This is a genomic window from Brevibacillus choshinensis (assembly GCF_001420695.1).
Classification (GTDB): Bacteria; Bacillota; Bacilli; order Brevibacillales; family Brevibacillaceae; genus Brevibacillus; species Brevibacillus choshinensis.
On sequence record NZ_LJJB01000010.1, the window covers coordinates 1,880,348 to 1,905,088 of the forward strand.

Annotated in this window: 31 protein-coding genes and 1 other RNA gene; 24 read left to right on the forward strand and 8 right to left on the reverse strand. The window is 47.5% G+C overall.

The genetic code is table 11. From position 1 onward, the window contains the following. Positions 1–2: 2 nt before the first annotated feature. Together AN963_RS18975 and AN963_RS18980 are read right to left on the reverse strand one after the other, a co-directional pair. Positions 3–2,165, reverse strand: a complete 2,163-nt coding sequence (locus AN963_RS18975) for an ATP-binding cassette domain-containing protein (protein ID WP_055746048.1) — start codon at positions 2,163–2,165, stop codon at positions 3–5. 18 nt (positions 2,166–2,183) lie between these two features. Continuing rightward, the gene (locus AN963_RS18980) at positions 2,184–2,672 is read right to left on the reverse strand and encodes a hypothetical protein (protein WP_236708017.1); all 489 of its coding nucleotides are present in this window, start codon (positions 2,670–2,672) and stop codon (positions 2,184–2,186) included. Between the two features lie 311 nt (positions 2,673–2,983). Between AN963_RS18980 and AN963_RS18985 the strand changes: the two genes are divergently transcribed. The 4 genes from AN963_RS18985 to AN963_RS19000 are packed head-to-tail and all read left to right on the forward strand — an operon-like array spanning position 2,984 to position 5,342. Then, on the forward strand, positions 2,984–3,301 hold the full coding sequence (locus tag AN963_RS18985) for a rhodanese-like domain-containing protein (RefSeq protein ID WP_055746050.1): 318 nt from the start codon (positions 2,984–2,986) through the stop codon (positions 3,299–3,301). Between the two features lie 16 nt (positions 3,302–3,317). Beyond that, on the forward strand, positions 3,318–3,899 hold the full coding sequence (locus AN963_RS18990) for a sulfurtransferase TusA family protein (protein WP_055746051.1): 582 nt from the start codon (positions 3,318–3,320) through the stop codon (positions 3,897–3,899). Between the two features lie 17 nt (positions 3,900–3,916). After that, on the forward strand, positions 3,917–5,068 hold the full coding sequence (locus AN963_RS18995) for an MBL fold metallo-hydrolase (RefSeq protein ID WP_055746052.1): 1,152 nt from the start codon (positions 3,917–3,919) through the stop codon (positions 5,066–5,068). Positions 5,069–5,117: 49 nt separating this feature from the next. Continuing rightward, complete coding sequence (locus AN963_RS19000) at positions 5,118–5,342, forward strand: sulfurtransferase TusA family protein (protein ID WP_055746053.1); 225 nt, start codon at positions 5,118–5,120, stop codon at positions 5,340–5,342. Between the two features lie 38 nt (positions 5,343–5,380). Here AN963_RS19000 and AN963_RS31550 read toward each other — a convergent pair whose 3' ends face one another. Continuing rightward, on the reverse strand, positions 5,381–5,551 hold the full coding sequence (locus AN963_RS31550; protein ID WP_169791929.1) for a hypothetical protein: 171 nt from the start codon (positions 5,549–5,551) through the stop codon (positions 5,381–5,383). A 116-nt stretch (positions 5,552–5,667) separates the two neighbouring features. Here AN963_RS31550 and AN963_RS19005 point away from each other — a divergent pair, with 116 nt between their 5' ends. The 4 genes from AN963_RS19005 to AN963_RS19020 all read left to right on the forward strand — a co-directional run bounded on the left by AN963_RS19005 (position 5,668) and on the right by AN963_RS19020 (position 7,770). Continuing rightward, positions 5,668–6,459 carry a sulfite exporter TauE/SafE family protein gene (locus tag AN963_RS19005; RefSeq protein WP_055746054.1) on the forward strand — a complete coding sequence of 264 codons (792 nt, stop codon included), beginning with the start codon at positions 5,668–5,670 and terminating at the stop codon, positions 6,457–6,459. 99 nt (positions 6,460–6,558) lie between these two features. After that, positions 6,559–7,041 (forward strand): DsrE/DsrF/DrsH-like family protein, encoded by a 483-nt coding sequence (locus AN963_RS19010; protein ID WP_055746055.1) that lies wholly within the window; start codon positions 6,559–6,561, stop codon positions 7,039–7,041. Positions 7,042–7,096: 55 nt separating this feature from the next. Beyond that, positions 7,097–7,363 carry a metal-sensitive transcriptional regulator gene (locus tag AN963_RS19015; protein ID WP_055746056.1) on the forward strand — a complete coding sequence of 89 codons (267 nt, stop codon included), beginning with the start codon at positions 7,097–7,099 and terminating at the stop codon, positions 7,361–7,363. Between the two features lie 17 nt (positions 7,364–7,380). After that, entirely contained in the window at positions 7,381–7,770 is a 390-nt protein-coding gene (locus tag AN963_RS19020) for a rhodanese-like domain-containing protein (protein WP_055746057.1), read from the forward strand. Positions 7,771–7,830: 60 nt separating this feature from the next. Here AN963_RS19020 and AN963_RS19025 read toward each other — a convergent pair whose 3' ends face one another. After that, positions 7,831–8,589 carry an SDR family oxidoreductase gene (locus tag AN963_RS19025; RefSeq protein ID WP_055746058.1) on the reverse strand — a complete coding sequence of 253 codons (759 nt, stop codon included), beginning with the start codon at positions 8,587–8,589 and terminating at the stop codon, positions 7,831–7,833. Between the two features lie 202 nt (positions 8,590–8,791). Here AN963_RS19025 and AN963_RS19030 point away from each other — a divergent pair, with 202 nt between their 5' ends. Together AN963_RS19030 and AN963_RS19035 are read left to right on the forward strand one after the other, a co-directional pair. Continuing rightward, on the forward strand, positions 8,792–9,421 hold the full coding sequence (locus tag AN963_RS19030; protein ID WP_055746059.1) for a TetR/AcrR family transcriptional regulator: 630 nt from the start codon (positions 8,792–8,794) through the stop codon (positions 9,419–9,421). Positions 9,422–9,590: 169 nt separating this feature from the next. Next, a complete protein-coding gene (locus tag AN963_RS19035) occupies positions 9,591–10,226 on the forward strand; it encodes an NAD(P)-dependent oxidoreductase (protein WP_055746060.1) in 636 nt (211 codons plus the stop codon). Positions 10,227–10,313: 87 nt separating this feature from the next. Here AN963_RS19035 and AN963_RS19040 read toward each other — a convergent pair whose 3' ends face one another. Continuing rightward, on the reverse strand, positions 10,314–10,622 hold the full coding sequence (locus AN963_RS19040) for a DUF4870 domain-containing protein (RefSeq protein WP_055746061.1): 309 nt from the start codon (positions 10,620–10,622) through the stop codon (positions 10,314–10,316). A gap of 253 nt (positions 10,623–10,875) precedes the next feature. On the opposite strand from AN963_RS19040, the gene AN963_RS19045 reads away from it, so the two are divergent. Together AN963_RS19045 and AN963_RS19050 are read left to right on the forward strand one after the other, a co-directional pair. After that, positions 10,876–11,463 (forward strand): class I SAM-dependent methyltransferase, encoded by a 588-nt coding sequence (locus tag AN963_RS19045; RefSeq protein WP_055746062.1) that lies wholly within the window; start codon positions 10,876–10,878, stop codon positions 11,461–11,463. A gap of 21 nt (positions 11,464–11,484) precedes the next feature. Beyond that, positions 11,485–12,123: a DedA family protein gene (locus AN963_RS19050; RefSeq protein WP_055746063.1), complete on the forward strand. Its 639-nt coding sequence runs from the start codon at positions 11,485–11,487 to the stop codon at positions 12,121–12,123. A gap of 79 nt (positions 12,124–12,202) precedes the next feature. Here the strand turns inward: AN963_RS19050 and AN963_RS19055 are convergent, their stop codons facing one another. Continuing rightward, positions 12,203–12,784 carry a hypothetical protein gene (locus AN963_RS19055; RefSeq protein ID WP_055746064.1) on the reverse strand — a complete coding sequence of 194 codons (582 nt, stop codon included), beginning with the start codon at positions 12,782–12,784 and terminating at the stop codon, positions 12,203–12,205. 10 nt (positions 12,785–12,794) lie between these two features. Continuing rightward, entirely contained in the window at positions 12,795–13,688 is an 894-nt protein-coding gene (locus AN963_RS19060) for an EamA family transporter (RefSeq protein WP_055746065.1), read from the reverse strand. A gap of 169 nt (positions 13,689–13,857) precedes the next feature. Here AN963_RS19060 and AN963_RS19065 point away from each other — a divergent pair, with 169 nt between their 5' ends. The 10 genes from AN963_RS19065 (at position 13,858) to AN963_RS19110 (ending at position 22,635) form a co-directional block, all read left to right on the forward strand. After that, positions 13,858–15,594 (forward strand): HD domain-containing phosphohydrolase, encoded by a 1,737-nt coding sequence (locus AN963_RS19065; RefSeq protein WP_055746066.1) that lies wholly within the window; start codon positions 13,858–13,860, stop codon positions 15,592–15,594. 71 nt (positions 15,595–15,665) lie between these two features. Continuing rightward, positions 15,666–15,930, forward strand: an RNA gene (gene ffs / locus AN963_RS30415) — signal recognition particle sRNA large type. A gap of 291 nt (positions 15,931–16,221) precedes the next feature. Then, positions 16,222–17,652 carry a PAS domain-containing sensor histidine kinase gene (locus AN963_RS19075; RefSeq protein ID WP_055746068.1) on the forward strand — a complete coding sequence of 477 codons (1,431 nt, stop codon included), beginning with the start codon at positions 16,222–16,224 and terminating at the stop codon, positions 17,650–17,652. A 180-nt stretch (positions 17,653–17,832) separates the two neighbouring features. Further along, positions 17,833–19,536 (forward strand): DNA polymerase III subunit gamma/tau, encoded by a 1,704-nt coding sequence (dnaX, locus tag AN963_RS19080; protein ID WP_055746069.1) that lies wholly within the window; start codon positions 17,833–17,835, stop codon positions 19,534–19,536. A gap of 38 nt (positions 19,537–19,574) precedes the next feature. Further along, a complete protein-coding gene (locus AN963_RS19085) occupies positions 19,575–19,886 on the forward strand; it encodes a YbaB/EbfC family nucleoid-associated protein (protein WP_055746369.1) in 312 nt (103 codons plus the stop codon). 27 nt (positions 19,887–19,913) lie between these two features. Next, positions 19,914–20,510, forward strand: coding sequence for a recombination mediator RecR (recR, locus tag AN963_RS19090; RefSeq protein ID WP_055746070.1), 597 nt, complete (start codon positions 19,914–19,916; stop codon positions 20,508–20,510). Positions 20,511–20,600: 90 nt separating this feature from the next. Then, positions 20,601–21,077 (forward strand): SRPBCC family protein, encoded by a 477-nt coding sequence (locus AN963_RS19095; RefSeq protein ID WP_055746071.1) that lies wholly within the window; start codon positions 20,601–20,603, stop codon positions 21,075–21,077. Positions 21,078–21,140: 63 nt separating this feature from the next. After that, a complete protein-coding gene (locus AN963_RS19100) occupies positions 21,141–22,115 on the forward strand; it encodes a CPBP family intramembrane glutamic endopeptidase (RefSeq protein WP_055746072.1) in 975 nt (324 codons plus the stop codon). A gap of 11 nt (positions 22,116–22,126) precedes the next feature. Then, positions 22,127–22,357, forward strand: a complete 231-nt coding sequence (locus AN963_RS19105) for a DUF2508 family protein (protein WP_055746073.1) — start codon at positions 22,127–22,129, stop codon at positions 22,355–22,357. An 11-nt stretch (positions 22,358–22,368) separates the two neighbouring features. Next, entirely contained in the window at positions 22,369–22,635 is a 267-nt protein-coding gene (locus tag AN963_RS19110) for a pro-sigmaK processing inhibitor BofA family protein (protein WP_055746074.1), read from the forward strand. Positions 22,636–22,653: 18 nt separating this feature from the next. Here AN963_RS19110 and AN963_RS19115 read toward each other — a convergent pair whose 3' ends face one another. Beyond that, on the reverse strand, positions 22,654–23,181 hold the full coding sequence (locus AN963_RS19115) for a hypothetical protein (RefSeq protein WP_055746075.1): 528 nt from the start codon (positions 23,179–23,181) through the stop codon (positions 22,654–22,656). Positions 23,182–23,375: 194 nt separating this feature from the next. On the opposite strand from AN963_RS19115, the gene AN963_RS19120 reads away from it, so the two are divergent. Continuing rightward, on the forward strand, positions 23,376–24,443 hold the full coding sequence (locus AN963_RS19120) for a hypothetical protein (RefSeq protein ID WP_236708018.1): 1,068 nt from the start codon (positions 23,376–23,378) through the stop codon (positions 24,441–24,443). Between the two features lie 60 nt (positions 24,444–24,503). Then, positions 24,504–24,686, forward strand: coding sequence for a sigma factor G inhibitor Gin (locus AN963_RS19125; RefSeq protein WP_055746371.1), 183 nt, complete (start codon positions 24,504–24,506; stop codon positions 24,684–24,686). Positions 24,687–24,741: the final 55 nt, after the last annotated feature.

Below are 24,741 nucleotides of genomic sequence, written 5' to 3' on the forward strand. Positions count from 1 at the left end.
TCCTAGCTCCGTCGTTCCTTTAATGTCTGTCGCACATGGGCATCGATTTCCGGGTACCTAGACAGGATGTAGTATAGCACCTTGCGTTGGAGGGTCAAAAAAACACAGGGTGTGAGCGCATAGACAGTCGCCGTGCGTGGTACGTTCTCCAGCAGTGCGATCTCCCCGAAGTGATCCCCGTCCTCCAAAACAGCCAAACGGACTTGTCCCGTCTCGGTGTCAGGGGTTGATTTTGTGATCTCTACTCTCCCCCTGGCAATGAGGTAAAATTTTTCCCCAGGCTCCCCTTCATGAATAACCGTTTGTCCCACACCGTAAGTCTCCGTGTTGAACAGATTGGAGATTTCTTTTAGAACAGAACGCTCAATTCCTTGAAAGAAAGGAAGACGAGACAAACGCTCCTCGTCAATTGTGGCTTCCTGCCCATTTTGGGAAAGGGAGAGACCACTCTGTTTTTCCCACAGACTTTTGTAAAATCCACCGTTTGCTAGCATCTGCTGATGACTTCCGTGATCAAGGAGCTTACCTTGATCAAATACAAAGATTTGATCATAGCTTGTGATGGATGACAGACGATGTGTGACGGATACGACGGTTCGATCCTTGGCAATTTCCTCAAACGTCCGGTTGATGGACGACTCTGAGATTGGATCGAGCGCAGAGGTCGCTTCGTCCAATAGCAAGAGTGGTGGATCACGTAAGATCGCTCGGGCGATAGCAATCCGTTGTCGCTGACCTCCAGAAAAGTTACTTCCTTCATCAAGTACAAGGGTCTCATAGCCATCGGGGAGACCGCTTATATAGTCATGAATCTCCGCTTGTTTGGCGGCTGCCACAACATCCTCTCGAGTAGCCGATGGTTGACTGATACGAATATTGTCATAGATCGAGCCGTGAAACAGGAAATTGTCTTGGAACACGACGCCGATGCGCTCCCTATATGCTCCCCGCTCCCAGTCCTGTAGCTTGATACTATTCACCTGTACTTGCCCAAGCTGTGGATCATAGAAGCCTAGCAGCAGTTGGAGAAGCGTACTTTTCCCGGAACCACTCGAACCTACGAACGCCACCTTGGTGCCAGGGCTAATGTGGAGGCTGACGTTTTGGAGGACAGGTTGATTGTCCTGATAGCCAAAGGTGACATCGTCGACTCGAATGTCCACCTGTCGGTTATCGTCTGATGGCGATAGGGAAAAACGACCGTTCGATTCCCGAGGTTGATCCAGCAAATGGGCGATTCTTTCCATACTGACCTGGGCATCAGTAAAGGAAGGAATAATGAAGGTCAGGTTGAAAACGGAATTACCCATGGAGGTATACATCGTAAAGAAAGCAATGAGCGCGCCTATCGTAATATGACCTTTCAGAGCCAGGTATGAACCTAATCCGATGATCGTGAGGTTGATGAAAAGGAGACTGATCAGAGGAAGGCGTTCCATTTGATAGTTCATAACTTGTCTTTGGTAGCTGCTGACAGATAATAATTGCAATCGCGCACTGAATTTTTTGATCATGTCCGCTTGTAGGTTGTAGCCTTTAATCACCTTTTGGGCCTTCATGTTTTCCTGAATGTCACTAGTCATTTGCGAAAACTGATTGATGTAGTTTTCATTTACAGCGTGTGCACGACGTCCAAGCAGGTATGGACCGATAAAGATAACCATGGCACCGATCAAGATCAGGATCGCCATGCTCCATTGTAAATAAAACAAGGCAACCGTACTAACAAGTACAACAGTTAGCGACTGAATTCCTGTCGTTAACATGGCGGTCATGACCCGTTCAACCGCGGGCAGATCAACCGAGAAATAAGAGATGAGGTCTCCAGCACGTGCTTTATGGAAAAAGTCGATATTCAAGTATTGGAGGTGTTCAAACAGCCGTTTGCGCAACTCAGTTTGTACACGTGCATTCAGCTTGGCTAAGACATAATCACTCAAAATTCCAAAGCTGAGGCAAATGACACCGCTAACGATTAATACTTTCAATATAAAGAAGAAGTAGCCCAGATCGCGCGGTTCTACAGCTTTGTCGATAATGAACTTAAAACTCAGGGGAGCCAACGAAAGGAAAGCGAGGTCGAACAGCAAGGTCAGTAAAAAGAGAGCCGTCAACAGCTTATAGGTTCGCAGGTAGCTCAACACGTTTTTGATGACGGTTAGCATGAAGACGTCTCCTTCTGATCAGTTGTAGTATTTATCGTGCCGGAATCTTGTAGCGAGGGAATGCAAGTCAGGGAAAGAAGCACGATACTCCTCGAGGAATCCGTTTTCGGTTTCTACGGTAGTCGTTCGTTCAGCTAGCTTGGCAAACAAAGGACGTAATCGATCATCGACCGGTGCCCAAAAGCGCAGCTCCTTTACTTCATGAGGAATCTGTTCAAGATGCTGTGTAAGAAATTGCATAGCTCTGAGAAAGAGCAAGGTTCCGCGATAGGGCTCGAGGAAATAGGCAATCTGGATTTGAGCGATATGTGTGTCCTGATAATCGTTTTCCCCGGTGCCAGTTATGTAGCCGATTGCACCGATTATTTCGTACTCGTCCGAATAGCACAAGATCGCTTCCTGCCCCATAAAGGAAGGACTGGCGATGTAGCTGAAGGTAACGGGGAACGAATAAGGCAAATTCAGTTCGCGGTAATGCTCCAGCAGAAATTCAAGGTACTTTTGCATATACATTTCCGTTCTACAAGGAGAAAAATAATAGCTCATTTCATTCACACCCTTTGATCTTCCATCTGACTGGGACAGATTACCTATTGCACTTCATTCACTATATCAAACAATCATTGTTGCTGTAACTATTTACCTGTTCTCTCAATGGCGGAAGGAAAGAGCGTGGAAGATGCCTGGTTGTCAGACGTAAGAGAAAGTAAGAGAGGTGTTGACAAAGGAGCTTTTACGCTTTATCATGATACCCATAGGGGTATTGGTATTAAGAAATTTCGTCTCATATACATTAAATCTGCAGGAGGGAATCTTTTATGAGCAAAGGCTGGCAAGACGTAACGACCGAGGAAGTAGAAAAGAGACTATCTAGCGATGCGCCGTTACAGCTAATCGACGTACGAAATCCAGATGAATATGGGGATGGACATATACCAGGTTCCACGCTCATCCCGTTGCCTGAACTGCCTGCGCGCATTCATGAAATCGATCAAAATCGGGAAGTCATCTTCATTTGCCGAAGTGGGAATCGTAGTGGCAAAGCATGCGAATACTTGGATCAGCTAGGGTATGCAAACTTGAACAATATGGTTGGCGGTATGCTGGCGTGGACAGGAAAACAAGAACGCAACTAAACCAGGAGGGGTATATATGACGGTTCAACCAACGATTTCGGTCGATAAAGTATTGGACTGCAAAGGGCTGGCATGTCCGATGCCCATCGTGAGAACGAAAAAAGCCATGGACGAACTACAGCCAGGGCAAGTCATAGAAGTACAGGCTACCGATAAAGGCTCACTCGCAGACATGCAAGGCTGGGCGAAAAACACAGGTCATCAGTATCTAGGGACGATCCACGATGGAGATGTGCTCAAACATTTTCTGCGCAAGGCGAATGCTCATGAAGTCAAAGAAGAAACGAAATATCCGCACACCATTTCTAATGAAGAGTTGATGAAAAAGCTGCAAAATCAGGAGCAGATGGTTGTTATCGATGTACGGGAGCCGGCAGAATTTGCTTTTCAACGTATTCCTATGGCCATTTCAATACCCCTGGGAGTATTGGAGGGTCGGCTCGACGAGTTACAACTAGAAGACGAGATACTCGTCATTTGCCGCTCTGGCAATCGCAGTGACTTGGCCTGCCAGCTGCTCGCTGAAAAGGGCTTCACTCGAGTGAAAAACGTTATTCCCGGCATGGCTGGATGGACAGGTCCAACAGAAAATCAATAAAGAGGAGGAAATGAATCATGACTACACAAACAGCAGCTTTGCAAGCTATGACGCCACATGAATTGACGCAAATTCTCTTCCAAAAACAGCCGCTATTTATTCTGGACGTACGGAATGAAGGTGATTTTAACGATTGGAAAATTGAAGGCCACAACGTCCAGATCGTCAACATTCCTTACTTTGATCTGATGGAAGGCGTAGACGCGGTTCTGGACAAAATTCCAGAAGGTCAAAAAGTACTGGTCGTCTGTGCCAAAGAGGGTTCTTCTATCTTTGTGGGAGAACAACTCGTAGAAGCAGGAAGAAGCGGCGTATACTATTTGCAAGGCGGTATGAAAGCATGGAGTGAGCATCTGGAGCCAATCAAAGTCGGTAATCTACGCGATGGAGGAGAGCTTTACCAATTTGTTCGCATTGGAAAGGGATGCCTGTCCTACATGGTGGTATCTAACGGCGAAGCTGCGATTGTCGATACACTACGCATGACGGACGCCTACACGGAATTCGCCAACAAACATCATGTGAAGATCACCCATACGATTGATACCCATCTCCATGCAGACCACATTTCTGGGGGGAAACGATTGGCCGATCAGCTTGGAGCTACGTACTGGCTGCCGGAAAAAGACGCGACAGAGGTTACGTTCTCCTATGAAAAGCTGGAAGAGAGCCGCGATATTCATGTGGGGAACTCGAAAATCACGATTCAACCCATCCACTCTCCAGGTCATACGATTGGGAGCACGTCATTCATCGTGGATGATACGTATTTTCTGACTGGTGACATCCTGTTTGTGGAGTCTATTGGTCGCCCAGATTTGGCAGGTTTAGCCGAAGATTGGGTGGGAGATTTGCGCAATACTTTGTATAATCGCTACAGAGAGCTTTCTGATGATCTCATCGTCTTGCCAGCTCACTTTGGTAAATATACGGAGCTGGGAGAGGGAGGAAAGGTGTCTGCTCGACTCGGGGACCTGTTTGCGAATAACCCAGGTCTGCAAATCAAGGACGAGGGCGAATTCCGGAAAATTGTGACGCAAAACCTGCCACCACAACCGAATGCGTATCAAGAAATTCGCCAAACCAACATGGGGAAAATAACACCGAGTGATGAGGAGCAGCGAGAAATGGAAATTGGTCCAAATCGTTGTGCCGTTCACGATAAATAAGAATAAAATTCACAAAAATAGGATTAAAAAATACGAGGAGGAATGTAAAATGGCAGATATTACAGTAGATACAAAAGGAATGGCATGCCCGATGCCGATCGTAAAGGCAAAGAAAGCGTTGGACAGCTTGGCTCCTGGTCAAACCATGGAGGTGCTCTCCACAGATAAAGGCTCCCTGAACGATTTTCAGGCGTGGGTCAAACAAACCAAGAATGAGCTGGTTTCCCACGAAGAGGACAATGGAGTATTCAAATTTTTGGTCAAGAAAGCCTAAAAATAAAAGAAGCGAGCACGATGTGTAGTCGTGTTCGCTTATTCCACATCCTCATAGATGATGCGAATTCCTAAGTGTCCGTAGGTCTCTTCTCGATAATGACCGTTGGGACAAATTTTTTCACTGCGCAATTCATCTATATGAGAATACAACGGCTCGTTGCAGGTAGGGCAACGGTGCTGAAAAATCGATTTCAAATATCGAATCATTTATATCACCTTATTCACATTAAATTACTTGGGTTTATTTTACCTGATCATCCTTCATTTGAAAAGCAGTCAGAACATTCTCAAGCCGTCACTATTTGAGAATGAAGGGAGGACGTATGGACGTTTTACTGTTTATACTCATGCTATCACTGGGCTTAATTGGTTCCTTCTTTTCCGGTTTACTTGGAATTGGCGGTGCGATCATTAACTACCCATTGCTGCTCTTTGTGCCTGATTGGCTGAATGTTGCCCATTTCTCCGCGCAGGAAGTATCCTCGATTTCCATGTTCCAAGTGTTTTTTGCCTCTTTGTCAGGAGTGCTGGCGTTCCGCAAGAAAAACGGAAAAGGGTCGCCATTGATTCATAAAGGGCTAGTCAAGGATATGGGGATCAGTATCCTCATGGGGAGCTTGCTGGGTGGATTTATCTCGAAGTATTTATCGGGAGAAAGCATCAATCTCGTCTACGGGATTTTGGCTGTAGTTGCCGTCGTTCTCATGCTGATCAAAAACAAAGGGAAAGAAGAAAACGTACAGGATGTGACTTACAACAGGGGAATAGCGATTCCGTCCGCCTTCGTAGTCGGTATCGTCTCAGGAATTGTCGGGGCAGGTGGTGCCTTTGTCCTCATCCCGATCATGCTGACCGTTCTGAAAATCCCCACCAGAGTCACGATTGCTTCGTCTTTAGCCATTGTATTCATTTCCGCGATCGGTGGTGTGTTGGGTAAGCTGACTACGGGACACATTCCGTTGTGGCCCGTTTTGTTTACCGTGATCGGTAGTGTAATAGGTGCACCTCTGGGCAGTAGGGTCAGTGCGAAGATGAATGTGAACGTTCTGCGTTACGGATTGCTCATTCTCATCTGTGCGACTGCGATCAAAATTTGGAGTGACATTATCCTGTAAACGGAATTCTACAAATTTCCGTTGCAATTGCACTCCAATGCGTTAAAATTACCTATAGGGGTATAAGTATAAATATAAAATCCGGGAGGGGTCTTTTTCATGGAAGCTCAAAAAGAAAAAACAACGATTGTCCTATTTAGCGGGGATTTAGATAAAGCGATTGCTGCTTTTATTATTGCGAACGGTGCTGCAGCTTATGATCATGACGTGACGATATTCTTTACGTTTTGGGGCTTGAACACTATGCGAAAAGACGAGATCGTCAAAGTGAACAAAGGCTTTCTGGAGAAGGCATTTGGCTGGATGATGCCGCGTGGAGCGAAAAAGCTCGGGTTGTCCAAAATGAATATGATGGGTATGGGTCCTGAGATGATCAAACACGTCATGAAAAAGCATAACGCCTTGACGTTGCCACAACTGATTGAACTGGCTCAAGAGCAAGGTGTGAAGCTGGTGGCTTGTACCATGACCATGGACCTTTTGGGCCTCAAGCAAGAAGAACTGTTGGACGGGATGGAATATGCAGGAGTAGCGGCTTATCTGGGCGATGCTACACAAGCAAGAGTAAATCTGTTTATTTAAGCCGCTCCCTTTTTCGTATAATATACCTGTATAGGTAGAGACGGGAGGAAATTTCATGGACTACAACTATGGTGAAGATATTAAAAGACGTCTGCGTAGAATCGAGGGACAAGTCCGCGGGGTTTTGAAAATGATGGAGGATCAAAAAAACTGCAAGGAAGTAGTCGCTCAGTTATCTGCTGTGCGAAATGCATCCGATCGAGCTATCGCACAGATCGTGGCGGAAAATCTCCAACGTTGTTTGTTGGACGAACAAGCAGCCGGTGGGGACACCAGCAAGATGGTGAAAGAAGCTGTTGAACTGTTGGTGAAAAGCCGCTAAAACGAAAGGGTGTCTGTATGGATTTCACGACTATTCTCCTGATTATCGCGTATGCCGTCACGACCTGGTACTTGGTATCGCGATTCATGCCAGTGAAGGGACTTCAAAATTTAACGGCAGAGCAATTTAAAGAGCGAGTGAATCAAAAAAGCAGAGTGATGTTGATCGACGTGAGGGAGCCTCATGAATACAAGAGAGGCTACATCCCATCTGCAGTCAACATTCCTCTGTCTCAGCTGAACAGCCGTGTCAAAGAAATATCCAATAAGAATGATGTATTGCTCTACTGCCGTAGTGGCATGCGCAGCAAACAGGCAGCCAAAGTCTTGAGCAAGCATGGTTTTACCAGCATGGCTCATCTAAAAGGCGGCATTTCTACGTGGAACGGTGCAGTCAAAAAGAAATAAAAGAAAAACCCGCAGCGATGGACGGCCAAATGCGCACCATGCACTGTGGGTTTTTCGCTATTAATAAGCGGTCCAGCCGGCATCGGCCGCGATCACGACGCCGTTCACAAACTTCGAGTCATCGGATGCTAGAAATAGAGCGACCGTAGCGATTTCCTCTGGCTCACCCGTGCGTGGATTGAGTGACATACCAGCCATAGCTCGCTCCAAGCCAAATGGATTTGGAGTAGCCATTGTCGTTCCGATATTCGTACTTACTCCACCCGGCGCAATCGCATTGCAACGAATTCCCTGATTCGCGTATTGAAAAGCAACGTTCTTGGTCAAACCCACGACAGCGTGCTTCGACGAGGTGTAGGCCGCTCCCGCCCGAGAACCGTTTAATCCAGCCAGAGAAGCGATGTTGACGATGGTGCCGTGCCCTTTTTCCATGAACAATGGAAGTGCCTTCCTGATAGCACGCATAGGACCTGTCGTATTTACTGCGAATACTTTATCCCATAGCTCATCGGTCAAATCAGCAGCAGGAACCATATTGTCCATGATGCCTGCATTGTTTACGAGAACATCCAAGGTGCCGTACGTATTCACGGCTGTATCGATCATGTTTTGTACATCTTCTTCTTTAGCCACATTGGCTGCTACGGCAATCGCTTTTCCGCCATTCGCTTCAATATCGGCGACAGTTCCGTTAGCTCCTTCGAGATTCATGTCAGATACAACTACTTTTGCGCCTTCTTTGGCAAAAAGAGTAGCGATGGCTTTTCCCATCCCAGATGCTGCACCCGTTACAACGACGACTTTGTCTTGAAGCTTCATGAATCATGCCTCCTTGTATGGATAACGTTTTCACAGCTTTACGTGTAGTAGTGGACTAACGATCTATCCGACACATTTAGTATAATGACTTCAAAACGGACTGTTCAATCAGCAAAAGTAATCGATTCTGTTGCGTAACGTACAGTTGACGAAGGTTTTGTCTCATTTCTCAATAAACGATCAGGAAGAGTGAGGGTGTCACGTGTCCAAAGCAGAGCAAGGTGTCGACAAGCGAGTGAGAAAAACGAGAAATGCGTTAAAAGATTCTTTGATATCCCTCATGCAGGAAAAGGATTTTCGGGATATTTCCGTCACAGACATCGTGGAGACAGCCGACGTCAACCGGGGGACCTTTTATCGACATTTTCAATATAAAGAGGAACTTCTGGACGAATTGATTGAGGAAGTTCTGACTGATCTCGTCAAATCCTATCGGGAGCCGTATGTGCAGGTCGAGATATTCGACGTAAGAAATTTGACTTCATCTGCAATCAAGATTTTTGAGCATGTCGCAACACACTCCCGTTTCTATACGATGATTATTAAATCCAACGCATTACCCGGCTTTCAAAACAGAATCTGTCAGGAGCTGAAGAATCTCTACTTGAAAGATCTCTTTCCAGCGGAGAGGAATGCCAAGCGGAATGAGGCATTATTTGCGAGCTATCATTCTTACGCCATATTTGGAATGATTATGGAGTGGGTAGATGGTGGGCTTACTTATTCACCTTCCTACATGGCTGAACAATTGTTAAATATACTGCATTTTTCTCCTCCTCAACCCATTCACATGAATAAAGCTTCGTCAGGGACATTGGAAAAGGAAGAATAATACGGCCTTGACATCTTGGTTTGTTGTAACTAAAATGATTACAACAGGGAAACAAACACACACCTTGTTCTTTTTTAATACGAGATGTAACTGATTGTGTTACAACTGATCGTTCAGGTAATACGATTGCTATATGTGGCCAATTCTACTTTTATGGAGGGAAACAATCATGAAGATCGCTATTGTTGGAGCAAGTGGTAAAGCAGGTAAATGGATTGCAAAGGAAGCACTGGATCGGGGTCATGAAGTAACAGCAATCGTTCGTGATGCAGCGAAAGTGACTGAAGCAAACGTGGCTGTTTTGGAAAAGGACGTATTCGCACTGAAATCCGATGATCTGAAAGGCTTTGACGTCGTGGTCAATGCGTTTGGTGCCCCACTCGGTCAGGAACATCTGCACGTGGAAGCAGGAAATGTACTGATTGAAGCGATGAAGGGTGCGCCTAACACTCGATTGCTCGTAGTGGGTGGAGCAGGTAGCCTGTTCGTGGATGAAGCAAAAACGACTCGCGTATTGGAAACACCCGATTTCCCAGAGATGTTTTTGGCTACTGCTCAAAATCAGGGAGAAAATCTCCGCATTCTGCAGGGAACTGATTCCATTCAATGGACGTTCCTCAGCCCATCTGCATTCTTTGACGCTGAAGGAGCACGCAGCGGTTCGTATGTAGCAGGAAAAGATCATTTGCTGGTGAATGCAAGCGGACAAAGCTACATCAGCTATGCTGACTATGCCATTGCGGTCCTGGATGAAATCGAGAACCCACAGCACCGCAACGAACGCTTCACAGTAGGATCGAAATAAAAATTCCGTATCTACGAAAAGTGCATCGGAACAAACAAAGACCAGCCCATTTTTTTGAGCTGGTCTTTTTGTATTCGTCGGTTTGCCTTATCGCACCATCGACCCAATCACCGGGTAATGAAACGGTCGCCCTTTCAGAGAGTAGACGATTCCTTTAATCGGATAGTAGATTCCCATCAATCCGAAGACGATCAGGAATGGAATGCCAATCAGTATGAAAGAGAGTGCCCAGGAAATACTGATGAGTATTCCCATGATGACGTGAAACAAAAGAGCTTGTAATGCCATATTTTTAGCATCGCGATCCTGCATGAGCAGCCATACAATTAATGGAACCAGGAAGGGCGCGAAAAAGGCACTCGCATGTGTGATTGCTTTTACACCGTTATAATTCATTGAATAGTCCTCCTCGTCGTTCATGACGAACATCGTCGTTCATGACGAACTTCTATGATCCTATTGTACATGAGGAGTGCAACGGACAAAAACCATCAAAAGCGTGATTGCCCGCTCCGACTGAAGACGGAGGAAAATTCCATTCAGATCAGTTAATGTGAATCTTAAGAAAATCTTTTGTTTTTTCACAAGTAATTCTAAAGGTGAAATGGGTAAGATGAGATGTAGGTTTACAAAAAGGGGCGAAATAATCATGATGATTGATTGCCATCAACCGATCGGCTTTAAAGAACGGCTGATGTTTTTCTATAATTTCTTGCAGGCACCTGGTCAAGTCGGGAGCATCACGCCTAGTTCTCATGCGTTGGCAAAGCAAATGATGAAGCCAGTGGACTGGGAACGAGCGAATACGATTGTGGAGCTGGGTGCGGGAACCGGTATTTTTACCAAATGGATCGATGAACTGAAAAAGCCGGATGCGACTCTCGTATCCTTTGAAAAAGAAGCCAGTATGAGAAAGCGCTTGGAACTTCAGTTTCCGGGAGCCCTGTTTCACGAGGATGCCGTGGAGTTGGTTAGTGTGCTGACCGAGGCAGGATTGGGCAAGGCTGATGCTATCATTTCCGGCTTGCCATTCGCGAATTTTCCCCAATTGCTGCGCGATCAGATCATGGAGCAGATATACGCAGCACTGAAGCCAGGGGGAGTCTTTGTCGCGTTTCAATATTCCTTGCAGATGAAAAAGCAGTTACAAACGGTCTTTACGGACGTTTCCGTCAAAATGGTTCCGTTCAACCTACCGCCTGCTTTTGTATATGTGTGTCGAAAAGAACTCGGCTAGAAAGGGAGGGAGGTACGCAGTATGGTAGTGGAAATGATGACGGACTCGGTAGGCCAGTTTGGTTATTTTGCACTCTTTTTTCTCTTATGGCTGGGTATTGTAGGAATGCCGATTCCGGATGAAGTGATTGTTCTATCAGCAGGTGTGTTGACTGCGACAGGTGTGCTGCACGTCATCCCTGCCTTTATTGCTACCTACTTGGGAGTCGTTTCCGGCCTGTCGTTAGGGTATGTATTAGGCAGGACAGTAGGGGCGCCAGCACTGAATTGGATCGGGCGGAAAAAAGGGATGAATAAGTACGTAGCGCACGCGCAATCGCTTCTGGAACGGTACGGAAGCTATGCGTTGTGCATCAGCTATTTTTTGCCGGTCGTCCGTCACGTTGTCCCCTATCTGGTGGGGATTGGAAAGATGACCTTTCGCCGCTATGCTTTATTTTCGTACACGACTGGACTGGTTTGGACGCTAGCATTGTTTGCGATTGGCCATTTCACAGGGAATAATGTCGCCTATCTCAGTGCACACATAAACACGCTAACGCAAGGAATGGCAGCGGGTGTAGCGGGTCTTGTTCTCGTTGCTGTAGTGGGCGTATATGTCTATAAGGTGTGGAAAAGACGGAAGGAACGCGTCGTCACATCCAAAGAATACAGCAAATAAAACCTCTGCTCTCGCAGAGGTTTTTTCGTGGCAATCAAAAAGGAACTGCTCTAGTTGTTCGTTCCAGATTCGCTTCAGCCTAGCTTACAGTCTTAGAACCTGACTTCATTTTCGTAACCGCCTTTACAAATTCCTCGTAGGTCCCCCGATAGATCGTGGAGTCGTGGTCGGAAGAACAATACCGATTCAATCCGATTTTGTTTAAAAATCGTTCGCCATCTGCGGTCACAGCATCGCCCACGATCCCTTCGATCTTCACTCCCTTCCTTTGAAGTGCCTCATAGTAATCCATGTAGCTGCTTACTAGCAACAGTAACGCATGAGACTTCCGGAAATGGTCGTCAATGACAACACAGGAGAGGAACAAGTTCAAAAAAGTGACAGGTTCGCTTTCTACAGGAATGATTTCTCTGTACGTAAGATATTTGTCGTTATAAGTACCGTTTTCAATCTGTTCGAAAATATCCTGTCGAACGGGAAATAAATTCATAAATCCAATGATGCGATTGTCCACTTCCAGTGCGAGTATCGAGTGAGGACGATGCACATACCATTCGTACGATTCTGCATAGGGGGTAATATGTTCCTCCCCATAGTACTTTTTTTCTAATTGTTCCATTTGAATAAAATCTTGTATGGTTAGGCCACTTTTGATGTTCACACGGATCCCCCTATTCGTTCGAAGTGGAATTTTTGCGTTTCCCCCGTTGGCGCAGCCATTCCGGCAGGACGATCGCGATCAGAATGACGATAACCCCCACTGTTTGCAGCAAACTTACTGATTCGTGCAGGATGAAGTATGACGAAATGACGGCCATGGGTAGCTCGGCAGCACCGAGAATGGCAGCCATGCCTGCGCCGATGTGCGGAATGCCAAAGTTGAAGAGGACTGTCGGCAAGAGGATTCCGAAAAAGGCGAGCAGGAATACATACGGGAATAACCCGTCCCACAGCGCGCCATTGAAGAGAAAGACGGGTGGGTATATCAGGCTGGCCAAGAGCAGGGAGCCTGTAGCCATGGTCGAGCTGCGCACCCACGGATGAACGGTGATAGCAACCTTACCACTACTTAAAAGAAACAAGGTGTAGGATACCGCCGAGAGTAATCCGAAAATGACGCCGATGAGGTTGAATTGCTCTAATCCGCCGCTTTCGAAAAGTCCTCCGGCAAGCAAAGTTCCAATGAGCAACAAAACCAGTGAGCCTACCGTTTGTTTGTCAGGGAGCCGACGGGACAGGATGGCTTCCGCAAATACTCCCATCCACGTAAATTGAAACAACAGAACGATTGCAACTGAAGCAGGAATGTATTGAAGGGCGTTATAGTAAAAAATGCCCGTCGTTCCAACAGTCAGACCTACAGCTACCAACAGGAGTAATTGTCGCATTTGCGGTTTAGTCCGCAAGAAAAACAATGCAGGCAGCCAGGTTAGTACAAAGCCGAAAAACATTTGCCCACCGATCACTTCTGCAGGGGAGTATCCTTGTCCATAAGCGAGTTTTACAATCGTGGAGAGGATTCCGTAACTGCACGCTCCTATAAAGACCAGTAGTATATAACGCATGAGTCGTATCTCCTTGTCCCAGTTCAATTTATCCTTAGCAAGGATAATACGCGATACAAAGTTTGTCTATGTAAGGAAATACACTTTGTCCCCAATCAAAGGTTTTCCATTGGCCATGTGCGGGAAATAAAGTGACTAGCAGACAGCGTAGAAGAACAGGGGGAGGCAGATGTATTTTCCGAAAGTAAAAGTCCGGCTATTTGCAACATTTTTGTTGTTAAGCCTTATCCCCATTTTGTTCATCTGCTTCCTTTTCTATGGGGAAGCCCAAGAGGCAGTGTTTGAGCAGTACAAAACGAGTACCGAAGGCCACATGAAGCTAGCAGATGTGCGCTTGTCCTTTTTTTTACGAACCATGCAACAAGAGGTCAATGACTTGGCGGAAAATAAGCTGCTACGTGCGGACGAGCGGAGTGATGCCTCTCTACAGGCACTATTTTCGCAGTTTGTCCGCATGCAAGATATGGTAGGTAACATTCATTTGCTTAGAGATGACCTCAGCGTCGTCTCCCTGCGCCCTGAAAAAGGCTGGGAGCCGCAAGACATGCCGATTTCTTTTTCTCGGGAGTCATTTGAGTTACATACCAGTAAGCTTTGGCTATTAAGTCGGAAAGATGAACTCGGTAATCCCAATTCGATATATATTGCACAAAAGGTAAAGCATGTATCAGGGAAGTCAGAATCCTTGCTGATGGTAGAAATTCGTCTGGATAAGCTTGGTCGTTGGATTCGAACGAATTATGCGCCGGAACAGAACGATATGATGGTCATCTCTCCCACGGGGAACATTTTTATACATACGATCGGCGAATTCATAGGAAGACATATACAGGAGCTTCCGGATTATGACGCGATCAGCAGGACGTTGCAAAACGAAAAGGAAAAGGGCGTATTCACGTTCCGAAAAGATGGGGAGACAATCTACGCCTTTTACTTCGTATCACCGATAAGTGGCAATGGGTATTTCGAATGGATCGGAGGAAAAGGAATTACGCAACGTCTCGATCGGCTGAAGCTGATTTTGCTCTTTACCATTTGTCTTGTCGTCGGCTTCTCCGCGTATGTAGCGCTTCGTCTCTCTTTGTGGATCGGAAAACCTATCTATACATTAGTGTCAGCCACTGATTCATTGCTGCAAGGCGATTTTTCTATACGCGTCCCGATACAAGGGATGGAAGAAATCACGATACTCGAAAAGAAATTCAACGAGATGGCTGGGCAGATGCATACGCTGATCGTGCGAGAAAGGAAGTACATGCAGGAGAGTCTTGATCAAATCGTACGCAACTTTTACTTGGCGGTGGAAATGAAGGATCCTTATACAGCAGGACACACAGAACGTGTTACGGAGTACGCTCTTATTCTCTACGATCATCTGGATGAAAAATCAAGCAGTCAATTCTCACGGGACGACTTGCGCTATGCCAGCTTGATGCACGACATCGGAAAAGTGGCGATACCTGATCATGTTCTGCTAAAGGCAGGGAAACTGACGGACGAGGAATACGAACACATGAAGCAGCATTCTACCATCGGGGCAAATATCGTGGAGCAGATCGAGAGCTTGGCTCACGTCAGCCAAGGAGTTCGACATCATCATGAACGATGGGATGGTCGAGGTTATCCTGACCAATTAAAGGGAGAGGAAATTTCCTTAATAGGGCGGATCATTGCAGTTGCCGACACGTTTGATGCTATGACGACGACACGTTCCTATCGCAAGGCAATGACGTTTCAAGAAGCGTACGACGAAATTGTGCGATGCTCGTCTACGCAATTTGATCCGTATATCGTGAGCGTGTTTCAGAAAGCGTATCATGCTTGTGTTCTCCACGTAGATTCGCTTTCTCATCCGAGCGGGACAGAGCGTGAAATAGCGGCATCCGTAGTCGATCAGCGAGAATGAGGGGACTTTTCCCTGTATTGGGTGGCTTTTTCGCCTTGCTATCAATCCGTATCTTTGGTATTCTAATCGTACCGTGCTAGACGGGGAGGTTGCGGTGCCCTGTAACCTGCAATCCGCAATAGCAGGGTTGAATTCCTATCATAGGTTTCCTCATGTGAGGCTGCCTTATGGCGGCGGTGTTGAGGATCGGGTCCTGTGCAACGCGAACCCATGAACCTGGTCAGGTCCGGAAGGAAGCAGCCATAAGTGGATCATCGCGTGTGCCGCAGGGTGGCCTGGTCTGAGCTGCTACCATAAGTAACGCTTGGATGAGGATTATCGAAGATAGGTGCACGGTACCTTCTAACGACAGTAAATAGCATGTTTCCTCCGGGAGACATGCTATTTTTTATTACTTGGGCATCGCCAAGAGCTTCCTCGAGGCCCACCTTTCTCATTTGTTCAGCCAACTTTTCCAATCGTTCCACGTATTTTTTGTTGTTTTTTGACGATAAACAGCGAAACATTTCCCTTCCCTCTCTCGCCAAAAAGGCAGGGTTTGGGCGGACTTTCACGAACTTTCATAGAAGGATAAACAATATACTTTCCTGCACATTGAACTACGTTATAGGTCAGGAGGGACAAGCTGTGAGTGCATCTTTTTCTCTACATCTCGTCGGCTCGTCCGGACGATTGCAGCAGTTCATGCATCAATTGCCCACTGCCGTTTTCTTGGTAAATCAGGCAGGTAGTATCGTCGAGGTAAACGAACAACTGCTTCGTGTCACCGGATATTCACGCGATCGACTTGTCAATCAGCCGTTTCAGACCATCCTTCCTTTTGATGGCTCCGTAGAACAGATGTACGAGGAGCTTTTGCAAAAGGAAGCGCAATCGGAATTCAACGTGGAGGTAGAATGGAAGAATAAACAGGGGAAATGTGGAAAGACTCCTGCGATGATATTAGTGCAGCAAGCAGAACAGCCCTTGTATTTAATTCATTTATTTCAGTTGGCAAAGGAAACCGACTACGCCTTGTCTCAACGATTGTTGGCAAAGCTGACGCACGATACCAATCTAGGCTTATTCATTCTGGATGAACAGGCGAATATTATTGAGGCGAGCCAGACTGCATGCAAGCTTTTGGGGATGGATCGGCTGCATGTCATCAACAAACACATTGATCGCGTTTTCGCGGGAATTCCCGAACAGCATCGGCTCATCAAAAAAGAGCTGCTAGAGGGAGTGAAATTACACAATATCGCCACGTCATGGACCAACGACAATCAGCGCTATGAACTGATCGTGGATGCCAATACGCTGCAGGACGATACGGGCAAAACGGTGGGCGCTTTTGTCCTCTTTAAGGACATTACCAATCTGCGTTCCTTTGAGCAGAAAATCGAACGAAACGAACGACTAGCGATGATTGGACAGATCGCTGCGGGCACTGCCCACGAGATTCGCAACCCACTCACATCCATCAAGGGATTTTTGCAAATGTTCTTAAAGTCGTTTACGGAAAGTGGGATGGATCGGGAAAAGACGTACACCGAAATCATGCTGACGGAGATCAATCGCATCAATTCGTTGGTGAGCGAATTTCTCTTGTTGAGCAAGCCACGCAACATCCAATATTCGATGGTCGATCTCAATACGGTTTTCTCTGAAATATTGCCGATCGTCGAATCACAGGCCATTTTGTACGGGATTGACGTGAAGTTTACTTCCAATGGCAAGCTGCCGATGGTCGTAGGAGACACCGAATTGCTCAAGCAGGTGTTTATCAACGTTTGCAAAAACGGCATCGAAGCCATGGGTGAGCAAGGGACGCTTCAGATCTCCCACCATATCGATCAGGATGGAGACAAGGTAAGTATCGATATCCATGATTCTGGACCGGGAATCCCGTTGTACATTATCGACAAAATTTTCGATCCATTTTTTACGACCAAGGAAGAAGGAACAGGCTTGGGGCTATCCGTCTGCCAAAAGATCATCCACGATATCGGAGGTCAAATCCGTGTCTCGTCCAAAGGGTACGGAACGACCTTTCATATCATGCTGCCCTACCTGTAGAAATAACCCATCGAAAGCGTCCCTCACAACCATGTGAACGGGGCGTTTTCTTTCATAAACTAATACTTTGCCTACGCACGAAGCTTAGCAAACCAAGTTTGCTTTAAATGAACGATGCCAATAGTGTATAATGAATAGGATATAAATGAGGACTGTGCAGATGGGGAGTGTCACACGAACATGGCTTATACCGCGCTATATCGCGTATACCGACCGCAGACGTTTCAAGATGTCGTCGGACAAGAACATGTGACGATTACCTTGCGTAATGCATTACGCGAAGGAAGGCTTTCCCATGCCTATTTGTTCAATGGTCCCCGTGGTACGGGTAAGACGAGTGCGGCCAAAATCATGTCCAAAGCCGTAAACTGTGAACAGCCGATAGACGGTGAGCCGTGCAATGAGTGCGGTTCGTGCCGCGCGATTACAAGCGGTTCTGTAACAGATGTGCTGGAGATTGACGCTGCATCGAACCGCGGGGTTGAAGAAATTCGCGACATACGCGACAAAGTTAAATTTGCCCCAAGCGACGTCAAGTACAAGGTGTACATCATTGACGAAGTGCATATGCTGACGACGGAGGCGTTTAATGCGTTGTTAAAAACGCTGGAAGAACCGCCTTCGCACGTCATTTTCATTTTGGCGACCACGGAGCCGCATAAGCTTCCTGCTACCATTATTTCCCGCTGCCAGCGATTTGATTTTCATCGGATTCCGCTCCGAGTGATGGTCGATCTTCTGCAGAAAATTTGCCAGTCGCAAGGAGTTCGAGTCGAAGAACAAGCACTCCAGCTGGTGGCGAAGATGGCAGAGGGTGGAGCACGCGATGCCCTCAGCTTGCTGGATCAGGCGATCAGCTTTAGCCGGGATGAAGTGAAGGCAAGCGACATCATGCAGATTACGGGTACCGTTTCCCAGACGTACTTTTCTGTCCTGGCTCGTTATATCGCCGAGCGCGATGTAGCAAAGGTCATGGAGCAGTTCGACCAGGTAATGGTGCAGGGCAAGGACCCCGAGCAGTTCCTGCATGATTTTCTGTACTACTATAGGGATATGCTGCTCTTGAAAACTGCCCCTCAGCTAGAGGAAATCGTGGAACGGACGATGATAGACGATCAGTTCGCCCACGTAGCTGAGCTTTACGGTTTTCCTGAACTGTACGCTGCGATTGAGACGTGTAATCAGGCGCTGTCTCAATTGAAATGGTCGACATATGCCAGAGTGCTCGTGGAGCTGACACTGGTCAAAATGTGTCAGCCTGTTTCACAGCAAGCAGGTTCGACGGCAGCTACTGCTGCCCCACAAGTAAACAGCGAAGAACTGACGGGCATGGCAAACCGCATACGCGTATTGGAAGAACGTCTGGTTCAGGTCATGCAGGGGCAGGTAAGTTTGCCGACGCAAAAAGCGGATGAGCCAAGAAAGGCTGAGCCGAAGCGAGTGGCTGCGGCAGGAGGCGGTTCCCGTACCTCGATGAACAGGGTGCGTGAGGTAGCTAGAGCATTGGACGAAAATCTGACTCGTCAGGTGCGCGGACAATGGAGCCAGATATTGACTGATCTAAAAAAGGTGAAAATCCAGTACCAGGCATGGCTGGTAAACGGTCAGCCTGTTGCTGCTGGCAGTGATGCGGTGGTTGTCACGTTCACCAGTCCCATCCACTGCGATAAAACCATGGAGCCTGAATTAAAAGGCGTGGTAGAACGGGTCATGTTGAGTGCGCTGGGTAAGCCTCTGCAATTGCTCTCCATTATGGAAGAGGAATGGCAGTCGGTCGAACAGCAAGTAGGGCAAAAGGATAGCCCTGCCGAGGAAGAGCAAGATCCGTTCTTAGCTGAAGCCATCAAGCTCGTGGGTGAAGAACTTGTCGAAGTAAAAGACTAAATGAAGACATTTAAGGGAGGAACCCTCACATGAAAAACATGCAGCAAATGCAACAAATGATGAAGCAAGTGAAAAAAATGCAGGAAGACATGGCAAAGGCACAAGAAGCATTGAAGGATAAAGTAGTAGAAGGCTCTGCTGGCGGAGGCGCTGTGTTGGTAAAAGCAGACGGCCACAAACAAGTAAAAGAAATCGTCATCAAGCCAGAAGTCATCGATCCAGATGATGTAGAAATGCTGCAAGACCTCGTGCTTACTGCAGTAAATGACGCGTTGCGCAAAGCCGATGAATTGATGGCAAAAGACATGGGTAAATTCACCGGAGGAATGAACATCCCGGGTCTGTTCTAAAACCAGAAAGTTGAAGGAGCACACGCGATGTTCTATCCAGAACCGGTATCCAAGCTGATCGAAGGCTTTATGAAACTGCCCGGCATTGGTCCTAAAACTGCTGGGCGGCTAGCCTTTTTTGTCCTCAACATGAAAGAAGACGACGTGTTGGATCTGGCGAAGGCACTTGTAAATGCCAAGCGCCAGCTGCACTACTGTTCCGTCTGCAACAACATCACGGATCTCGACCCTTGCCACATCTGCAGGGACAAGCGCCGTGACGGCTCAATCATCTGCGTTGTGCAAGAGCCGAGAGATGTTGTGGCGATGGAAAAAACGAGAGAGTTTGAAGGCTATTACCACGTGCTGCACGGTGCTATTTCTCCGATGGACGGGATCGGTCCGGAAGATATTCGCATCCCTGATCTGCTGAAACGACTCAGCGATGAGCAGGTGAAAGAAGTAATCCTGGCGACCAACCCAAATATCGAGGGAGAGGCGACCGCGATGTACATTTCCCGCTTGATCAAGCCTTTCGGGATTCGCGTGACACGTATCGCCCATGGATTACCAGTTGGCGGTGACCTGGAATACGCAGATGAAGTAACGTTGACCAAAGCGTTGGAAGGTCGACGTGAACTATAGGAACGACGAACAGAAAAAGACGGGGGAAACCTGTCTTTTTTTACGTTCTAATGAGGGAAGCGTTTGAAACGTGACGAGGAGGGAAGGGACATGCCTGTCATCCGTTCGGAGCTGGTGATCGATGCCCCACAGCAACTGTGTTTTGATGCCGCAAGAAGTATTGATTTACATATGGAGTCTACCTCTCGAACAGGTGAAAAGGCGATTGACGGGGTCACGAGTGGATGGATCGAACTGGGTGAGTCAGTGACCTGGGAAGCCGTCCATTTTGGAATCAAGCAAAGACTGACTGCCAAGATCACAGAAATGGAAAGCCCGCGTTATTTCGTCGACGAAATGGTGTCCGGAGCATTCAAACGGTTTCGACATCAGCATGAATTCATACCGGTAGGAAAAAACCAAACCCGTATGCTCGATACATTTGACTACAGTTCACCGCTAGGATTCCTGGGCAAAATGGCTGATCGGCTGTTTCTAGAAGCCTATATGACCCGTTTTCTGTTGGAGCGGAACCTTTACCTAAAGCAGGCTGCTGAGGAGCAGTTCGGACGAATGCAAGAAAAGTAGCTTCGGGAAAAGCCGGACTTTTTTGGTGGGACGAGACATAGATTGAAATAGGAGCGTGAAGAGATGCTGACAGGACCGGGGCTGTCCCTGCGGATCGAGCCAGAGAGACAACGGTCTACTCCGTGGGCGATCATGCTGTTTATAGGGTATTGGCTTATGTTTGCCGCGGAGTTTTCCATCATTCGTTTCTACCGGGGAGAAGATGGGCGATGGGTGGCATCGACAACGGAACAGCCGCAGATGTGGTTGTCGCTTGTGGTGTTAACCATTACGATACTCAGCTTGGTAGGGACCATCGGGTTTGTCATCAGTTTGTGGAAGCAGAGACGGCAAACGCGATTGTACTGGGGAGATCACGATCTAAACGGCAACGACGTGTTGCATATGGTGGCATGGATGCATGTGTTCCAGACGTGTACGCTCCTCTTCTACGGATTGATACTGGAGGGAACGCTCTTTTCGGAGGGGACGATCGGCGGTGCTTTCGAATCGGCTTCGTTTCAGTTGTTTCTCCTGATGTTGATTCCGTTTTGGTTTCGGGGGCGCGTGGCGGAAATCGGAGTCTGCCGTCCAGCGCGATTGGGACAAATGATCATCACGCTACTGATTATGTTCTTCCTGATCGCCAAGGTTCTCGACGTGGCGATCACGAATCCGCTGGCGGACTGGCTAGGACTTTCTCTCTCATCTGAGCGAGAACAGCAGATCGAAAAAGAAATCGTGCAAGCCAAGCAGACCGACATGATCGCGGCTACCTCGTCCTTTCTTGTGATTGGCATATTGGTCCCGATCGCGGAGGAGCTATTGTTCAGGGGAGTTTTACAGACGTATTTGGTGCGTCGAGTTGGGGCCGTTGTAGGAATCATTTTGAGCAGTCTCTGGTTTGCCCTCTTGCATATTGATTTGGCGTTGTTTGTGCCGCTTTTTGTCATTGGTCTAGGATTAGGGTTTGTCCGGCATCGCTATCACTCGATTTGGGGAGCGGTTTTGCTGCATGCCGTCAACAATCTGTCGGGCGTACTGTACTACTTTCAATAGGGGGTACACAGATGAGCAGGTGGGGGAAAAAGGCGAGGGTATTGGTCGATGTTGATGTAGTGGGGCTGGATACAGCGGTCAATCGTGCACGTCTGGATTGGCAGCATGCCCGCCATCTGGTAGAAATCAGCGAACCGGATGGCGGCTTGGATGATGCAATTTACTATTTGCAGTTGACGGAGAAACGCTATATGTATCTTCTCTCGCAAGCAAAGCGGGAACATCATCGCCAACAAGCCTAAGGAGGAAGCTCATGGAAACGGGATGGGTCATTGCTCTGATTATTGCGGGGATACTACTCGTCATCGCGGCCAGTAAATCGGTGACGGGCCCCGTGCGTTGGATTGGTTTTGGGATCATGCAGCTTGTCATCGGCGCGATCTTGCTGTTTTTTGCCAATTTGGTCGGGGAATTAGCTAGCTTCCATATCCCGATCAATCCGATTACCGCTCTTCTCGCCGGTTTTTTGCGCTTGCCGGGTCTGGCGGCCTTGGTCGTCATCAAGCTGTGGATCATGTAGACGATTTCTTTTCAGCATTTATCCATCCGTAAGCAAAAAGGCGACCCCTCTATTTTCGTATTTCACACGACTATTTTTGGTTTGACGAAAGGAAACAAGTAAAGCAAACATTCTGGGCAAGGACAAGACCAGAGTTCCGCAGAGCAAAGTCAGGCCATACTCCACAGGTAGCCACACGTAAGCGGCAGCGGCGAGAAACAGACAACCGAGCAGGACAGCACACTCTCCCGTACGATAGACCGATAAGGGAACTGGTAATCGATACCCACTTCCCCACCAAGGGGAGACAAGCATATCCGCTGTCGTATGAGGTTTAAGTAAACGTAGCTGAGCAAACAAACGAAACACGATCAGATGACTAACGGCTATTGCCGGTAGGATGGCAAGTGTAACGATCAAGCGAGCTACAGGGACGTTCAGGTACATAGAGACCACGATCAGGGACGAGCCCATCAGCAGCCATTGAAACAAATGACCGATCATGCCCCATCGGAAGCGGTACAGCAGTTTGTAACTGTAGATTGTTTGATTGATGGGTTCCTTCATACGTCACTTCCTTTACTGACAAGCCGATATTCAGGTCTAATTATCGCATAGTCGCAAATGTTGAAAAAGCATGAAATAGCGTGTAGCAGGAAGATTTCAGCCGTTGGCGATGCCCAGCGGCTTTTGTGTTTTTGGACATCCAGTGATGCAGCATCCTGCCGTCGTTATGTGCTGGCGGATAATGGGAACGCTAGATGGAATGGAAGGGTACTGATCTTGGTTTCGTCGTGGTAGAGGAGGTTGCGGTCTTGTTTCATCAGCGTTTGACTTTACTGGCGTTGTCCAATGAGATGACACCAGAAGCTCGTCGGAATTTGGAGGAGTGTGGAATCCATCCGATACCCTTTGTTGAAAAAGGGAAGGGAGTGGCAAACCTTGAGGTAGATGGACTGCTGCTGACAAGAGATACCGATGTGAAAGGGTGGGAAGAGGCAGTCCTAATTTTACCCAAATCCCCTGGCCTGTTGCTGGTGTACGGCGAAGATATCCCATACGGATGGACGGAATCAGAAATCGTCTGCACCGCCAGTCTTGGAGGATGGGAAGTGGTCAGGATGGCGTTTTTTTCAGAAAAAGTGAAGGTACTGATCGGAGGAGAACCGGATGGGTACTGGGTACGTACGCTTTGCCGTCTGCTTGCCCACGATGAGCGGGTGTCTCTGGTCTGCAAGATACGCGAGGTGGATGAGGTAATCCGGCAGCTCCCTCGTTATTTGGATTGGAAAGAACGCTTTTATCTAGAGCTGGGCGAAGTTTGTGATCGGGAGGGTGTCTCTCTGCAAACGGTGGCCCGAGCATTGGGAATGGACAGGAGGGTGGGACAGGAATGGTTGTTTCCAGACCGGACCGACCATGCGCAACTGTGTAGATGGATTGAGCGTGAGGGAAGGCTAGCGACGGAAAACGCGAACGTGCAGCGCATAGCATTGTGGGGGCCAACTGCGTTGTGGAACGAGATGGATACTAGCTGGCTAAAGGGAAAAGAGGTTTGCTTGCTCTCTTCGGAGGACGAGCCAATTCCGAACGAGATCTATAAAGAGTGCTCTCCTTGCGATCAATGGCAAAAAGCCTTACAGAATACGGATCTTTTGGTCATTGGCAGGGCGGATGCCATCATCAGTGAAATGCCACTCAACGAGCTCGTCCACTACATGAAACAAGCGAACGTAGTGGATGCCTGCGCCTGCTTCCCCGTGCAGGAAGCGTGCAATCTACTCAAAAGCTACCGAGCTATCGGCGAAAAGACGAACGTTTGGGAATGATGCTGATTATAATGGGGTATAATGATTGGTAGATTGAGGAAAAGGGCAGGCGTTAAAATGATGGAAAAGGTTGCTCAGCGATGTATCGTCTGTGAAATGGAACAGAACGACGGAATCGCCATCTGTGAGCAGTTCATTTGCCAGAGATGCGAGCAGGAAATGGTTAATACAGACGTACAGGATGAAAAGTACCCGTTCTTTATTCACCAGATGCGGCGAATATGGTTACGGAAAGATGCATGAAGGAAAAAAGGCAGCGGATAAATCCCGATGCCTTTTTTCTTGCCAAATCATGCTA

Excerpts from the sequence above, each read along its gene's own strand:
- AN963_RS18975 (WP_055746048.1), bottom strand. The coding sequence starts at position 2,165 with ATGCTAACCGTCATCAAAAACGTGTTGAGCTACCTGCGAACCTATAAG.
- AN963_RS19045 (WP_055746062.1), top strand. The coding sequence starts at position 10,876 with ATGATGATTGATTGCCATCAACCGATCGGCTTTAAAGAACGGCTGATG.
- AN963_RS19020 (WP_055746057.1), top strand. The coding sequence starts at position 7,381 with ATGGATTTCACGACTATTCTCCTGATTATCGCGTATGCCGTCACGACC.
- AN963_RS19040 (WP_055746061.1), bottom strand. The coding sequence starts at position 10,622 with ATGAATTATAACGGTGTAAAAGCAATCACACATGCGAGTGCCTTTTTC.
- AN963_RS19010 (WP_055746055.1), top strand. The coding sequence starts at position 6,559 with ATGGAAGCTCAAAAAGAAAAAACAACGATTGTCCTATTTAGCGGGGAT.
- AN963_RS19115 (WP_055746075.1), bottom strand. The coding sequence starts at position 23,181 with ATGAAGGAACCCATCAATCAAACAATCTACAGTTACAAACTGCTGTAC.
- AN963_RS19050 (WP_055746063.1), top strand. The coding sequence starts at position 11,485 with ATGGTAGTGGAAATGATGACGGACTCGGTAGGCCAGTTTGGTTATTTT.
- AN963_RS31550 (WP_169791929.1), bottom strand. The coding sequence starts at position 5,551 with ATGATTCGATATTTGAAATCGATTTTTCAGCACCGTTGCCCTACCTGC.
- AN963_RS19060 (WP_055746065.1), bottom strand. The coding sequence starts at position 13,688 with ATGCGTTATATACTACTGGTCTTTATAGGAGCGTGCAGTTACGGAATC.
- AN963_RS19015 (WP_055746056.1), top strand. The coding sequence starts at position 7,097 with ATGGACTACAACTATGGTGAAGATATTAAAAGACGTCTGCGTAGAATC.
- AN963_RS19105 (WP_055746073.1), top strand. The coding sequence starts at position 22,127 with ATGAGCAGGTGGGGGAAAAAGGCGAGGGTATTGGTCGATGTTGATGTA.
- AN963_RS19110 (WP_055746074.1), top strand. The coding sequence starts at position 22,369 with ATGGAAACGGGATGGGTCATTGCTCTGATTATTGCGGGGATACTACTC.
- AN963_RS19000 (WP_055746053.1), top strand. The coding sequence starts at position 5,118 with ATGGCAGATATTACAGTAGATACAAAAGGAATGGCATGCCCGATGCCG.
- AN963_RS19025 (WP_055746058.1), bottom strand. The coding sequence starts at position 8,589 with ATGAAGCTTCAAGACAAAGTCGTCGTTGTAACGGGTGCAGCATCTGGG.
- AN963_RS19085 (WP_055746369.1), top strand. The coding sequence starts at position 19,575 with ATGCAGCAAATGCAACAAATGATGAAGCAAGTGAAAAAAATGCAGGAA.
- AN963_RS19035 (WP_055746060.1), top strand. The coding sequence starts at position 9,591 with ATGAAGATCGCTATTGTTGGAGCAAGTGGTAAAGCAGGTAAATGGATT.
- AN963_RS18990 (WP_055746051.1), top strand. The coding sequence starts at position 3,318 with ATGACGGTTCAACCAACGATTTCGGTCGATAAAGTATTGGACTGCAAA.
- AN963_RS18985 (WP_055746050.1), top strand. The coding sequence starts at position 2,984 with ATGAGCAAAGGCTGGCAAGACGTAACGACCGAGGAAGTAGAAAAGAGA.
- AN963_RS19005 (WP_055746054.1), top strand. The coding sequence starts at position 5,668 with ATGGACGTTTTACTGTTTATACTCATGCTATCACTGGGCTTAATTGGT.
- AN963_RS18995 (WP_055746052.1), top strand. The coding sequence starts at position 3,917 with ATGACTACACAAACAGCAGCTTTGCAAGCTATGACGCCACATGAATTG.
- recR (WP_055746070.1), top strand. The coding sequence starts at position 19,914 with ATGTTCTATCCAGAACCGGTATCCAAGCTGATCGAAGGCTTTATGAAA.
- dnaX (WP_055746069.1), top strand. The coding sequence starts at position 17,833 with ATGGCTTATACCGCGCTATATCGCGTATACCGACCGCAGACGTTTCAA.
- AN963_RS19100 (WP_055746072.1), top strand. The coding sequence starts at position 21,141 with ATGCTGACAGGACCGGGGCTGTCCCTGCGGATCGAGCCAGAGAGACAA.
- AN963_RS19065 (WP_055746066.1), top strand. The coding sequence starts at position 13,858 with ATGTATTTTCCGAAAGTAAAAGTCCGGCTATTTGCAACATTTTTGTTG.
- AN963_RS19125 (WP_055746371.1), top strand. The coding sequence starts at position 24,504 with ATGGAAAAGGTTGCTCAGCGATGTATCGTCTGTGAAATGGAACAGAAC.
- AN963_RS19120 (WP_236708018.1), top strand. The coding sequence starts at position 23,376 with ATGGAATGGAAGGGTACTGATCTTGGTTTCGTCGTGGTAGAGGAGGTT.
- AN963_RS18980 (WP_236708017.1), bottom strand. The coding sequence starts at position 2,672 with ATGCAAAAGTACCTTGAATTTCTGCTGGAGCATTACCGCGAACTGAAT.
- AN963_RS19095 (WP_055746071.1), top strand. The coding sequence starts at position 20,601 with ATGCCTGTCATCCGTTCGGAGCTGGTGATCGATGCCCCACAGCAACTG.